Here is a 13316-nt window from a genome sequence, read left to right on the forward strand (position 1 = left end):
TGCAGCTGGCCCTCGCCGTTACCCTTGCGGGGCGCGGCGATGGCAGCGGATTTCAGGCTTCAGGGCTGACTGCCCGCGCCGGCTCAGGCGCGGGCAGTGGCTCCGGTCTCGCTCAGTTCTTCTCGATCGAGACGTTGTCGAAGGACTCGTTCAGGCCGATGGCGGTGGTCACGAGGTTCTTGACGTGCTTGCGGTACAGCGTGGGGAACTCCACCTCGAACAGGTTGGCATTGGCCACGTCGGTCACCAGGATCTTCTGCAGCTCGCTGTACAGCTTCTGGCGCTCCGCGGTGTCCATGGTCGAACCGGCCTTGGCCCACAGCTCGTCCGCCTTCGGATTGCTGTAGCCCTGCACGTTGGCGAACGGCGTGCCCTTGACGATATTGCGCGTCACGTAGAGCCGCTCCACGCCCAGCGCGGGGTCGCCGTACTGATAGGTGTAGGTGGTGGTCAGGTCGAATTCCCAGTTGCTGACGCGCGCCGACCAGGTGCCGGCATCGGCCGACTCGATGCTGACCTTGAAGCCGATCTGCTCGAGCATCTGCTTGACGTACTCGTCCAGGCGATCCCAGTTGGCGCCGTAGGAGGTCGACAGGATCTTGACCGGGTACTTGCCCACATCCACGCCCGATGCCTTGACCAGCTCGCGCGCCTTCTTCAGGTTGAAGTCGTACTCGGGCATGTTCTTGTCGAAGAACAGCGTGGTTGACGAGAACGGGCTGACCGCCGGCTTGCCCATGCCGAAGAAGATGTTGTTGACGATCATCTTGCGGTTGAGCACGTGCATCACCGCCTGGCGCACCTTCACGTTGTCGAACGGCGGCTTGCGCTCGTTGAGCAGCATGCTGGCCATCGGCGAGAACATTTCCCAGCCCTTGGTGGTGTACTCGACGTTGGGCAGCGCGCGCAGGCGCTTGACGTCGACGTTGTCGACATCGCCGCCGCGCAGCACCTGCACGTCGCCCTTCTCGAAGGCCACGGCGCGCGAGGCGGAATCCGGGATCACGTAGAACACCAGCTCATCCAGGTAGGGCTTGCCCGCCTTCCAGTAGTTGGGGTTCTTCGCCAGCTTGATATAGGCGCCCTTCTTCCACTCCTTGAACATGAAGGGGCCGGTGCCGACCGGCTTCTGGTTGGCCGGGTTGTTGCGGTAGTCGGTGCCGTCGTAGATATGCTTGGGCATCATCGGCATGGTGCCGGTCTCGAACATCGAGATAAACGGCGGGAACGGCTCCTTCAGCTTGATCTCGACCGTGCTGTCGTTGACGGCGCGGATCGACGCCATGTACTTGTTGATGACCGCGCGCGTGCGCACGTGCACGTCGCGCAGCATCTTGTCGATCGAGAACACCACGTCGGCGGAGGTGAACGGCTTTCCGTCATGCCACTTCACGCCCTTCTGCAACTCGAAGGTATAGGTCAGGCCGTCCGGCGAGATGGTCCACGACCTGGCCAGTTCCGGCTGCGGCTTCAGGTCGGCACTGTAGGTCAGCAGGCCCTGGTAGATCTTGCCGGCCACATACTGGGTCGGCGCCTGCGAGTTCATCGCGCTCACCAGGATCGGCGGCTCGGGCTGGACGATACCGGACAGCGTGCCGCCCTTGGTCTGGGCGATGGCGTTGCCGGCCGGCAGCGCCAGCGGCAGCAGAGAGAGGCCGGTGGCGGCGAGCGCCATCGACAGCACGCTCTTGGTCAGTCGCATCGTGAATCGGTTCATCGGGCAGTTCCTCAGTTTGGCTCGCTCAGTTTGGTTCTTTGGGTGATGGCTTTGGGATAACAGCGCCGGTTGTGCTTGCGCGCGGCTTCTTCAGGCCGCGTCGCCGGCCGGTTCCACGCCGCACCAGTCCACCAGGAACTGGGCCAGCGTCGTGGTCACTCGCACCATGCTTTCCAGCGACACCGATTCGTCGATGCCGTGGATATTGCGGGCTTCGGGCCCGTAGCAGGTCACCGGCGTTTCCAGGCCGATGCGGAAATGCCGGGCATCGGTGGTCGCCGTTGTCGCCTCGCGGCGGACCGGCGTGCCATTGACCTTGCGGTGCGCTTCGCCCAGCGCCTGCATGCTGGGCACGTCGAGGTCGAATTCGCAGCCGGGGGCGTGGAAGCCTTCATAGCGGATGCGCAGTTCGAGATTGCTGGCCAGGCGCTCAACGGTGGCGCGGATGCGCGCTGCCACCGTGGCCTTGGCCTCGTCGATATCCATGTTTGGGAAGAAACCGATGCGCACGCCCAGCGTGCAAGTGCACGGCACCGATGAGTTCCACTCGCCGCCCTGGATCTGGCCGAGATTGAAATTGATCGGATGGGCGTGGTCGCGGTACGCCGCCGGGCGGTGCTCCGGACGGTTCCATTCCGCTTCGAGCTGGCGCAGGTCTTCCATCACCGCGATGCCGGCCTCGACCGGGTTGACGCCGCTGGTCATGTAGGCCGCGTGCGCCGGCTTGCCGGTCAGGTCGATGAACATCCAGAACACGCCGACCTGCGCGCTCATCAGGCGCTCGCCCAGCGGCTCGGGAATGATCACGGTGTCGAAGGACGCCAGCTTGCCGGCACCGACCGCGCTGCGCAGCGCCGCCACCGTGGCAAGCGCGCCGTTGCCGGTGTTCTCTTCTTCCAGCACCGCATTGAAGCCCACCGCCCCGGCCGGCTGCAGGCCCAGGCTGGCAAGCGCCTTGAACGCGGCCAGCGCGCACACGATGCCACCCTTCATATCGCCGGCGCCGCGGCCGTAGAGCCAGCCGTCCTTCACCACCGGCGCGAACGGCGACTGGCTCCACATCGCTTCCGGGCCGGTCGGCACCACGTCGAGATGGCCATTGAACAGCACCGAGCGGCCGCCTTTGCGGCCGGGCCGGTGCGTCGCCAGCAGGTTGTAGCGGCCGCCGTCCGGGCAGCACGCCGGCGAATACATCGGCAGGTGGCGGATGTCTTCGGTGCGCAGCGCGATGCGCTCGGAGGCCAGGCCCAGCTCGGCCAGCGCGCCTTCGATGAAGTCCGCCGCGGGCTGCTCTTCGCCCGACGGGCTCTTGGCCGCCACGAAGCCAGACAGCGTCTCGACCATATAGGGCAGGAGGCCGCGCACGGCTTGCGAGAGCTCAGCGGTGGTGGGTACCACCACCGGGTCGGAGGACGGGCTGGCCGTGAGGGAATCGGGACCTGACATGAAAGCTCCTGGCAAACGTGGGCGCATGAGGGGGGCGCATGAAGGGGACGCAAAGCCAACGCATCAGGCGCCACCCACAAAAATTTCGCGATGACGCCGACCACGGATGGAAAATTAAACGATCGTTGGTACCATAGATAGGTCCATATTCACGATATTTGCTGGAGCCACTTTGAAGGAAACGATTCTGTCCGAGTTGTTGCTGCAGCGGCTGGAGCGTCCGGCGGGAATGCAGGCGGAGCGCAACGGGACGCATATGAACCGCCAGCTGTATGAGCTGATTCGCCAGGAAATCCTTGCTGGCTCTATCTCTGCGGGCAGCAAGCTGCCCGCATCGCGGCTGCTGGCGACGGAGATAGGGGTTTCCCGCAATACCGTTTTGTACGCGTATGAGCAGTTGCTGGCGGAAGGCTACGTCACGGCATCGACCGGACGTGGCACCTTTGTCTCGCAGACTTTTCCCGACCATAGTGCATTGCACAAGCCTGGTGCCCGAATTGGCACCACGCCTGTGCCTGCAGTGCAGCAAAATTCAAACCGCTTCGATCTGTCGCGGCGCGGGATGCACCTCGTGTCCAACGCCGGCGCGTCGGATCGGCAGTGGGGCGCCTTCATGGCGGGTGTGCCCGATGTTTCGCTGTTCCCCCATGCGACCTGGGCCCGGCTGCTGAACAAGCACTGGCGCAATCCGCGCCCGGAGTTGCTCACCTATGCCCATCACGGCGGCTATTTGCCGCTGCGGCGCGTGCTGGCCGAGCACCTGCGGCTGGCGCGTGCGGTGCGCTGCGAGCCCGAGCAGATCATCCTGACCACCGGCATCCACCAGGCCATCGACCTGATCGCGCGCCTGCTGGCCGATCCGGGCGACAAGGCATGGATGGAAGATCCCGGCTACTGGGGCACGCGCAGCCTGCTGACCAATGCGGGCGTCGATGTGATTCCCGTGCCGGTGGATGACGAAGGCATCGCGCCCGACGCCGCGACGCTGCAGGATCCGCCGCGCTTTATCTTCGCGACGCCCTCGCACCAGTACCCGCTTGGCACCGTGATGAGCCTGACGCGCCGGCGCATGCTGCTGGAATACGCGCGGCAGCGCGGCGCGTGGATCGTCGAGGACGACTACGACAGCGAGTTCCGCTTCGAGGGGCGGCCGCTGGCTTCGCTGCAGGGCCTGGACGAGCACGACCGGGTGATCTACATGGGCACCTTCTCCAAGACGCTCTTTCCCGGACTGCGCATGGGCTTCATGGTGCTGCCCAAGCCGCTGGCGCCGCATTTCGCCACCGGCCTGTCGGAGCTGTTCCGCGAGGGACAGCTGATGCAGCAGGCGGTGCTGGCGGACTTTATCGAGGAGGGCCATTACGCCACGCACCTGCGCCGCATGCGCCAGCGCTATGCGCAGCGCCAGGGCCTGCTGCGCGAGGCCATCGCGAAGCGCTTCGGCCAGGACTGGCCCACCTCCACGCATGAGGCCGGGCTGCACCTGGTGATGCACTTGCCGCCGGGCGCCGACGATCTCGGCATCAGCATGGCGGCGCGTACGCAGGGCCTGTCGGCACGTCCGCTGTCGCGCTACTACAGCGACGAACAGCGGGCGCGGCAGGGGCTGCTGCTGGGCTACGCCTGCGTGCCGGAGGACGATATCGGCCCCGCCTTCCACAAGCTTGCCGAAGTCATCGAGCCGGCCCTGGAGCACCTGGCCCGCACACGCCAGCCCCCACGCGAATTCAGCGCGCGCATCAACAACGAAGCGTGGAGCGGTGCATAAGGCAAGCACCTGAAGCCGGGGCGCGAGGCGTGGTGCCACCGCGCCGGCGCCGATTGGCTCTTATCATCGTGCGCGGCCTTGCCCTAGCATTCGTGGCTGCGCTCAAGCACTCTCCCCGCTCACCCACGCAACCGGAAAAACCCTCGATGGCACCCGTGCTAGACCCCTCCGCCCTGCTGGCCGACCTGGCCGGCGTCCTCGACCCCGCCGGCTTGCAAGTTGGCAATGCCATCGAAACCCGCTTCCGCAAGGACTGGTACGCGCCGCTCGATCCCCAGCCGCCGGTGGCGGTGGCGCGCCCGCGCAGCACGGCCGAAGTGTCGGCGGTACTGGCGATCTGCAACCGCCACCGGCAGCCGGTGGTGCCGCAGGGCGGCCTGACCGGGCTGGCGGGCGCGGCCACGCCAGCCGGCGGCGAGCTGGTGCTGTCGCTCGAGCGCATGCGCGGCGTGGAAGAGATCGACGCGCAGGCCGGCACCATGACCGTGCTGGCCGGCACCACGCTGCAGGCCGCGCAGGACGCCGCGCGCGCTGCCGACTGGCTCTTTCCGGTGGACCTGGGCGCCCGCGGCAGTTGCCAGATCGGCGGCAATATCGCCACCAACGCGGGTGGCAACCGCGTGATCCGCTACGGCATGATGCGCGAACAGGTGCTCGGGCTGGAGGCGGTGCTGGCCGATGGCACCGTGGTCAGCTCGCTCAACAAGATGCAGAAGAACAACGCCGGCTACGACCTGCGCCAGCTCTTTGTCGGCAGCGAAGGCACGCTCGGCGTGATTACGCGCGCCGTGCTGCGTCTGGCACCTTTACCGAGTTGCACGCAGACCGCCCTGTGCGCACTGCGCAGCTATGAAGACGTGGTCGCGCTGCTGCGCCATGCGCAGCGCCGGCTGTCCGGCCGCGTCTCGGCCTTCGAGGCGATGTGGGCCGATTTCTATGAACTGGTGACCACGCGCGTGCCAGGCGTGCGTGCGCCGCTGCGGGCCGGCTCACCCTTCTATGTACTGGTCGACCTGCAGGGCAATGACGCCGGACAGGACGGCGCGGCCTTCGAAGCCATGCTGGAAACGGCGATGGAAGCCGGCCTGATCACCGACGCCGCGGTGGCATCCAGCGAGAAGGAAGCCGAGAGCTTCTGGAAGCTGCGCGACGCGGTCGCCGAGTTCCCGGTGATGTGGGCACCGAATGCCGCCTACGACGTCAGCCTGCCGATCGGCCAGATCGGCCGCTTCGCCGAGAGCCTGCGCACGGCGCTGCTGGCGCGCTGGCCGCACGCCGAGCTGGTCAACTTCGGGCATGTGGGCGACAGCAACCTGCATGTCAGCGTTTATCTCCCCGGCACGACAGCCGAGGACTTTCCCGAGCATGAGATCAGCGAGGTGCTCTACCCCAAGGTGCGCGAGTTCGACGGCAGCATTTCCGCCGAGCACGGCATCGGCACGCACAAGAAGCCATTCCTCGGGCATTCGCGCACGCCCGAGGCGCTGGGGTTGATGCGGCTGCTCAAGCGGTCGCTGGATCCGAATTTGATTTTGTGCCCGGGGCGGGTGATTGACGTGGAGTGAGATGGCGCGGCAATGAAGCGCTATGCCTGCCTCTCGGTTTTCTCCCCTCTCCCGCTTGCGGGAGAGGGGGGCACGCAATCAGCCGTTTGGCGCCGCTTCTCGGTTTTCTCCCCTCTTCCGCAAGCGGGAGAGGGAGCACGCAGTCAGCAGTTTGGCGCCGGTCGTGGCATTTCAAACCGCCAGCCGCTCCGCCACCCGCTCCCGCCTGACCACGCCCAGCGAAAGCATCGACATCCCGGCAATCAACGCCGGCACCCCGATCAGCACGAACAGCGCCGGCATTCCCAGCCCCATCGACAGCATCGTCGCGCCGCCCACGGAACCCACCACGGAGCCCATCCGCCCCACCCCGTTGGCCCAGCTCACGCCGGTCGCACGGCAATCCGTCGGATAGAAGCTGGCCGACAACGCATTGGCGCCCACCTGCGACCCGGAGATGCAGAATCCCGCCAGGAACACCGCGATGCCCGCGGCAACCGGCTCGGACGCAACGCTGCCCACCGCCGCGATGCACACCGCTGCCAGCGAATAGCTGGAAGCCAGCACGTAGTGCGGATTGATCCGGTCCATCAGCCAGCCCAACGCGATGGCGCCCACCGTGCCGCCGACCTGGAACATGGTGGTCACCAGTGCCGCCGTGCGCAGCGAATGCCCGGTGCCGCGCAGCAACGTCGGCAGCCAGCTCGACAGCAGGTAGATCACCAGCAGGCTCATGAAGAACGTCAGCCAGAACAGCAGCGTGCCGCGCAGCAGCTCGGGGCGGAACAGGTGCCGCACCGGCGAGGTGGTGGCGCGCTGCTCGCTGACTGCGAAGGTAGCGCTGCGCAGGTCTTCATGCGGGGCGATCTTCCGCAGCGTGGCGACGATGCGCTCGCGCGACTTGCCAGTCATCACCAGGTAGCGCACCGATTCCGGCAGCATCCAGACCAGCGCCACCGCCAGCAGCAGCGGCAGCACGCCACCGACCACCAGCACCGAGCGCCAGCCGAAGGCGTCGATCAGCCCGGCCGAGGCCAGGCCGCCGAAGGCGGAGCCCAGCGTGAAGCCGCAGAACATGGTGGTGACCAGGAAGGAGCGGCGCTTGTCCGGGCAGAACTCGGAGGTCAGCGTGATCGCGTTGGGCATGGCGCCGCCCAGGCCCAGGCCGGTCAGGAAGCGCAGCAGCACCAGCGTCCACAGGTCTTGCGACCACGCCGAAGCCAGGCTGGCCGCGCCGAAGAACAGCACCGACAGCACCAGCACGCCCTTGCGGCCGAACCGGTCCGCAAGCGGGCCGAACAGGAAAGCGCCCGCCATCAGGCCGCCTAGCCCGGCGCCGAACAGCGGCGCCAGCTGTGCCGGCGGCAGCTGCCATTCCGCGCGAATGGCGGGCGCGATAAAGCCGATCGCGGCGGTATCGAAGCCGTCGACAGCGACGATCAGGAAGCACAGTACGACGATAGTCACCTGGAACGCCGACAGTGGCTGGCGGTCGATAAACGCGGTGACGTCAAGCGGTTGGCTGGCAGGCATGGTGTCTCCTCCTTGTTGCCAGGATTAGGGGCGGTAGGGTCTGTTCCCATATAAAACGCACGCGCGTTGGCCCGAGCCGGGGTCAGCTACGCGAAGGGCGTCGCCGCAAAGGGTAATTCCCTTTGCAAGGCGCCCGACAAAGTAGATGGCCCCGGCTCGGGCCAACCCGAAGGGCAAGGGGGATTCGCGGCGCATTGCGTTGTTGCTGCCCGCTTGCTTGGAACAACCAAGCGGCGCGGCCAGCGCCTAGCACTGCGCCGCGAATCCCCCTTGCGCGCGCGCGTTTTATATGGGAACAGACCCTATAGGGCCGGCAGCTTCGTAGGCCGCCAGCTCGATGCAGGGATTTCAACGCGGAAAGAACGCCGCGTTCAGCGGCTTACAGCCACGGCGTGGGGCTCAGGCAGTTCTGCGCGCGCCAGCCGTGCAGCCACTGCAGCGCGTCGTAGAACTGGGACTGGCTGCGGCCGGTCCACAGGCTGTTGCGCACCAGGCGGTCGACGCCCCTGGCGTGGTAGACGCGGCCCATGTCGCGCGCGGCATAGAGCACGCGCGCCGTGCGCGGGATACGGGCCTGCTCGTACAGCTTGAAGGCCGCGGCGTAGTCGCCATCCGCGGCTTTCACCGCGGCGCCCAGGGTCACGGCATCTTCCAGCGCCTGGCAGGCGCCCTGCGCCACGTACTGGGTCATCGGGTGGGCGGCATCGCCGAGGATGGTTGCGCGGCCGAAGCTCCAGCGCTCGACGGGGTCGCGGTCGGCGGTGGCCCAGCGCTTCCATGTGGTCGGGCGGTCCAGCATCTGGTGCGGCAGCGGGTGGATGCCCTCGAAGTACGACAGCACTTCTTCCTTGCTGCCGTCGCGCACGCCCCAGGTTTCCTGTTCGCGGCTGTGGAAGGTCACCACCAGGTTGTATTGCTGGCCGCCACGCAGCGGGTAATGCACCAGGTGGCAGTTCGGGCCGGCCCACACCACCGGGGCGTTGACCTGCAGGTCCTGCGGCATGTTGGCCACGTCGACCACCGCGCGGTAGACCACGTGCCCGGTCACGCGCGCTTCGTCGCCGATCAGCGCCTGCCGGATCGCGGACTTGACGCCGTCGCAGCCGATCACCGCGTCGCCGCGGTGGTGCTCGCCGTGCTGGTCGATCACGGTCACGCCGTGGTCGTCCTGCAGCAGTTGCTCCACGCGCGTGCTGGTGCGGAAGGTGATCAGCGGATGATCCTGCACCGCCTCCAGGATCGACAGGTGGATGTCGGCGCGATGGATCACCGCATACGGGTTGCCGAAGCGCTCGCGGTACGCCTGCCCGACATCGACTTGCGCGATGACGCTGGTGTCGATGGCGTCGCGCAGGCTGAGGTAGTCGGTAAAGACCGCGCGGCCGCGCGCGGCCTCGCCCACGCCCAGCGCGTCCAGCGCTGCGAAGGCGTTGGCGGCCAGCTGGATGCCGGCACCGATCTCGCCGATCTGCTCGGCCTGTTCCAGCAGTTCAATGCGGATGCCCTGGCGTGCCAGCGCCAGCGCCGCGGCCAGGCCGCCGATGCCGCCGCCGATGATGAGGACCTTGCCGGTCGCGTTGTTGGTCGCCTTGTGGGTGCTGTTCATGTCTGTCTCCTGGCCTGCGCCGCTGGCGTCAGGCGCTGTAGTCGGGCTGGCGCGCGGGCGCGGCCTGGACGAAGGCGGGATGGGCGCTGGCGTGGGCGAAGACCGCCATCACGCGCTCGTAGCGGCCCAGGTCGCAACCCATGCGCAGCGCGTTGGCCACCTGCGGCACCAGCGTGACATCAGCCAGCGTGGGCGCGTCGCCGAAGCACCACTTGCCATGGCCGTGGCGCGCGAGCAGCCGTTCCACGCCGGCCATGCCTTCGTCAATCCAGTGTCGGTACCAGGCGTCCTTCTGCTCGGGCGTGACCTTCAGCGTGTCCTGCAGGTAACGCAGCACGCGCAGGTTGTTGACCGGGTGGATATCGTTGCCGATCAGCATCGACAGCTCCAGCACGCGTGCGCGCTGCTCAGGTTCCTGAGGCAGCAGGCGCGGCTCCGGATGGCGCGCGTCCAGGTAGTCGAGGATGGCGAACGACTGGCCCAGCGTGAAGTCGCCATCGACCAGCGCGGGCACGGAAGCGGACGGATTGATGCCGTCGACATACTCCGCCTCGCGGTGCTGGCCGGTGCGGATATTGACGCCGAGGTAGTCGTACGGCAGGCCCTTGAGGGCCAGCGCGATGCGTACGCGGTAGGACGTCGAGCTGTTGAAGAAACTGTAGAGCTGCATGATCGGAATTGCCTGTGTGCTGTGCCTGGCTCGGGGTCAGACCACGCGCACGGTCAGTTCGCCCAGGCCGTCGACGCCGGTGACCATGGTGTCGCCTGCCTTGACCGCGCCCACGCCTTCAGGGGTGCCGGTGAAGATGACGTCGCCCGGCTCCAGGCGGAAGAACTGCGACAGGTAGGCCACGGTCTCGGCCACCGACCAGATCAGGTGCGCCACGGTGCTGCGTTGCCTGGTTTCGCCGTTGACGGTCAGCCAGAGGGCGGCCTGCTGCGGATGGCCAATGTCGCTGGCGCGATGGATCGGGCCGACCGGCGCCGAGGCGTCGAAGGCCTTGCCGATTTCCCAGGGGCGGCCCATCTCGCGCATCTTCATCTGCAGGTCGCGGCGGGTCATGTCGAGGCCGACGGCGTAACCCCACACGTGTTCGAGCGCCTGCTCGACGGGGATATCCGAGCCGCCCTTGCCGATCACGGCCACCAGCTCGGCCTCGTAGTGATAGTTCTGCGTCTGCGCGGGGTACGGCAGGTCGAGCGTGGTGCCGGCCTGCACCGGGACAATGGCGTCTGCCGGCTTGCAGAAGAAGAACGGCGGCTCGCGGTCGGGATCGAAGCCCATTTCGCGGGCGTGGGCGGCGTAGTTGCGGCCCACGCAGTAGACGCGGCGCACGGCGAACTGGTCATCGCTGCCGGCAACGAGGATGGCAACGGTGGCGGGGGGCGTGAAGACGTAGGACATGGTCAAGGCTTCCAGGGATTTGTCAGGTGAGCGCCGGCCCGGCGGTGCCGGCTGGCACCCGCGGGCGGGGGCTCTGGTCAGGGTTGGCGGGCTCAGGTGCGCGATTCGCGCAGCAGGTTCAGCGCGGACAGCACCGGCCGGTCGGAATAGCTGAACAGCACGGCGTCTTCCAGCGCGCCGAGCTGCACCGGCGCCCATGACGGCGCCACGAACACGTCGCGCGGCTCGAACTGGAACTGCGCATCGCCGATGCGCACGGTGCCGCGCCCTTCCACCACGCTGTACACGGTGGCATCGGTGCTGCGATAGGTCTTGCCCTGGAAACCCGCCGGCAGGTACTGCATGAAGGTGGCGATGGTCGGCATCGGCCAGCCGCCGGTAGCCGGGTTGACGTAGCGCAGCTTGACGCCGTCCCAGGGATCGAGTTCGCCGTTGCGGTAGAGCTGGTCCAGCGCCTCGCGCGACCGCGCGTACGGGTAGCTGAAGATCGGCGAAGTGGGATCGGTCACGCGGTGCCGCACCGGCACCATGTTGTGCCCGAAGCGGGCAAAGCTGTCGCCTTCGGCGCGGGTCACGGGTTGCTGCGACTCGGGGTAGTTCTCGGCAAAGCCTGCGTCGAACTGCTGCACCAGCGGGATATCCAGGCCATCGAGCCACACCACCGGCTCGCCGCCGTCTTCCACGCTGGGGTTGCCATGGTCATGCCACGTCCACGACGGCGTGATGATGAAATCGCCGGGATGCATGGTAGTGCGTTCGCCGTTGACGGCGGTCCAGGCGCCCTTGCCTTCGACGATAAAGCGCAGCGCCGACTGCGTATGGCGGTGGCTGGGGGCAATCTCGCCCGGCAGGATCAGCTGCAGGCCCGCGTACAGCGTGGAGGTGATGCTCGACTTGCCGGGGATGCCGGGGTTCTCCAGCACCAGCACGCGGCGCACCGCTTCCTCGGCGCTGATGACGCCGCCGGCCTGCATCACCAGCGGGCGGATCTGCGCGTACTTCCAGATGGCGGGCACGATCTGGGGCCGCGGTTGTGGCGGGACCAGCGCGTGCAGCGACTCCCACAGCGGGGTCATATGGCTGCGGCCGATTTCTTCGTAGTAGGCCACGCGGGCCGGGTCTGGGGTGTGCTCGGACATGCTGTCTCCGTAACTTCTGCTCGGCATTGGGGAGCGCGATTTGTGGGTGCCTGATTGACTGCGCACCGTCTTGTTGTCGTTATACGCCGCACCCTATAAGATTTGAAATGAAGATTTCATCTTATCGATACGATTTACCGTATAGGTCACCCCCATGGATTGGACCCAGAGACTGCGCCTGCGCAACCTGCAGATGCTGCTGAGCCTGGCCGAGACCGGCAACATGAGCCAGTCCGCCGCCATGCTGAACACCACCCAGCCCGGGCTCTCCAAGTGGCTGAAGGACCTGGAGGACGATATCGGCCTGCCGCTGTTCGAGCGCCAGGCGCGCGGCCTGCGGCCCACGCCCTACGGCGAGTCGCTGATCGAGCATGCGCGCCGGATCGAGGCCCAGCTCGATACCGCCCGCGACGACCTGCAGGCCATGCGCGACGGCGGCAGCGGGCTGGTGGTGGTGGGCACCTCCGGCGCCTCGGCGGCGGACACGGTGCCGCTGGCCGCGCTGCAATTGCTGCAGCAGATGCCGCGCGCCAGCGTGCGGCTGCTGGAAACCACCATGGACCGGCTGATGGGGCAGCTCGCGCGCAGCGAGCTGGATATCGTGGTGGGCCGCTCGGCGCCGGAACTGCAGGACGCGCAGATGCGGACCGAATCGCTCTACATGGAGCCGATCCACTTCGTCGCCCGGCCGCGGCATCCGTTGCTACAGGGCGGCAATGTGGACTGGGACGACCTGTACCGCCACCGCTGGGTGGTCTGGCCGCGCGGCACGCCGATCCGCAATGCCCTGGAAGGCGCGCTGGCCAGCGCCGGGCGCGCGCTGCCGGCGGACTGCGTGGAAAGCAATTCCACCGTGCTGAACCTGACCCTGTTCAACAACAGCGACATGGTCGGGCTGGCCTCGCACCGCACCGCGCGCCGGCTCGAAGAGCTGGGAGCGCTGCGCATCGTGCCGCTGCGGCTGGCGGGGTTCGGCTCGGTGTCGATGTACTGGCGCGCGGATGGCGAGTCGCGCGCGGCGGTGGCGGCGATGCTGGATTGCCTGCGGCGCGCGGCGGGGGCGGAGCAGGTGCCGGCGGAGGCGCCGCTGGCGTAGCCGCGGAGGAAGTGCTCCCCTCTCCCTCTGGGAGAGGGGCGGGGGAGAGGGCATGCGCCCGC

10 protein-coding genes are annotated in these 13316 nt (G+C 67.3%); 3 read left to right on the forward strand and 7 right to left on the reverse strand.

Going from position 1 to position 13316, the window contains the following annotated elements:
• Positions 1-112: 112 nt before the first annotated feature.
• Positions 113-1717, reverse strand: coding sequence for an ABC transporter substrate-binding protein (locus ACIP1U_RS13680; protein WP_400315605.1), 1605 nt, complete (start codon positions 1715-1717; stop codon positions 113-115).
• Positions 1718-1807: 90 nt separating this feature from the next.
• Positions 1808-3163 carry an ArgE/DapE family deacylase gene (locus tag ACIP1U_RS13685; RefSeq protein ID WP_400315607.1) on the reverse strand — a complete coding sequence of 452 codons (1356 nt, stop codon included), beginning with the start codon at positions 3161-3163 and terminating at the stop codon, positions 1808-1810.
• Between the two features lie 172 nt (positions 3164-3335).
• Between ACIP1U_RS13685 and ACIP1U_RS13690 the strand changes: the two genes are divergently transcribed.
• Together ACIP1U_RS13690 and ACIP1U_RS13695 are read left to right on the forward strand one after the other, a co-directional pair.
• Entirely contained in the window at positions 3336-4931 is a 1596-nt protein-coding gene (locus ACIP1U_RS13690) for a PLP-dependent aminotransferase family protein (protein WP_400315609.1), read from the forward strand.
• A 146-nt stretch (positions 4932-5077) separates the two neighbouring features.
• Positions 5078-6496, forward strand: coding sequence for an FAD-binding oxidoreductase (locus ACIP1U_RS13695; protein ID WP_400315611.1), 1419 nt, complete (start codon positions 5078-5080; stop codon positions 6494-6496).
• Between the two features lie 171 nt (positions 6497-6667).
• On the opposite strand, the gene ACIP1U_RS13700 is transcribed toward ACIP1U_RS13695, so the two are convergent.
• From ACIP1U_RS13700 to gtdA, 5 genes are all read right to left on the reverse strand, one after another.
• Entirely contained in the window at positions 6668-8008 is a 1341-nt protein-coding gene (locus tag ACIP1U_RS13700; RefSeq protein WP_400315614.1) for an MFS transporter, read from the reverse strand.
• A 379-nt stretch (positions 8009-8387) separates the two neighbouring features.
• Positions 8388-9614, reverse strand: coding sequence for a 3-hydroxybenzoate 6-monooxygenase (locus tag ACIP1U_RS13705; RefSeq protein WP_400315617.1), 1227 nt, complete (start codon positions 9612-9614; stop codon positions 8388-8390).
• A 28-nt stretch (positions 9615-9642) separates the two neighbouring features.
• Complete coding sequence (gene maiA, locus ACIP1U_RS13710; RefSeq protein WP_400315619.1) at positions 9643-10284, reverse strand: maleylacetoacetate isomerase; 642 nt, start codon at positions 10282-10284, stop codon at positions 9643-9645.
• Positions 10285-10320: 36 nt separating this feature from the next.
• Positions 10321-11019: a fumarylacetoacetate hydrolase family protein gene (locus tag ACIP1U_RS13715; protein WP_400315622.1), complete on the reverse strand. Its 699-nt coding sequence runs from the start codon at positions 11017-11019 to the stop codon at positions 10321-10323.
• A gap of 92 nt (positions 11020-11111) precedes the next feature.
• Complete coding sequence (gene gtdA, locus ACIP1U_RS13720; protein ID WP_209757498.1) at positions 11112-12158, reverse strand: gentisate 1,2-dioxygenase; 1047 nt, start codon at positions 12156-12158, stop codon at positions 11112-11114.
• Between the two features lie 154 nt (positions 12159-12312).
• Here gtdA and ACIP1U_RS13725 point away from each other — a divergent pair, with 154 nt between their 5' ends.
• On the forward strand, positions 12313-13254 hold the full coding sequence (locus ACIP1U_RS13725) for a LysR family transcriptional regulator (RefSeq protein ID WP_400315626.1): 942 nt from the start codon (positions 12313-12315) through the stop codon (positions 13252-13254).
• Positions 13255-13316: the final 62 nt, after the last annotated feature.

Source organism: Cupriavidus sp. NPDC089707 (assembly GCF_044748965.1).
Lineage (GTDB): Bacteria > Pseudomonadota > Gammaproteobacteria > Burkholderiales > Burkholderiaceae > Cupriavidus.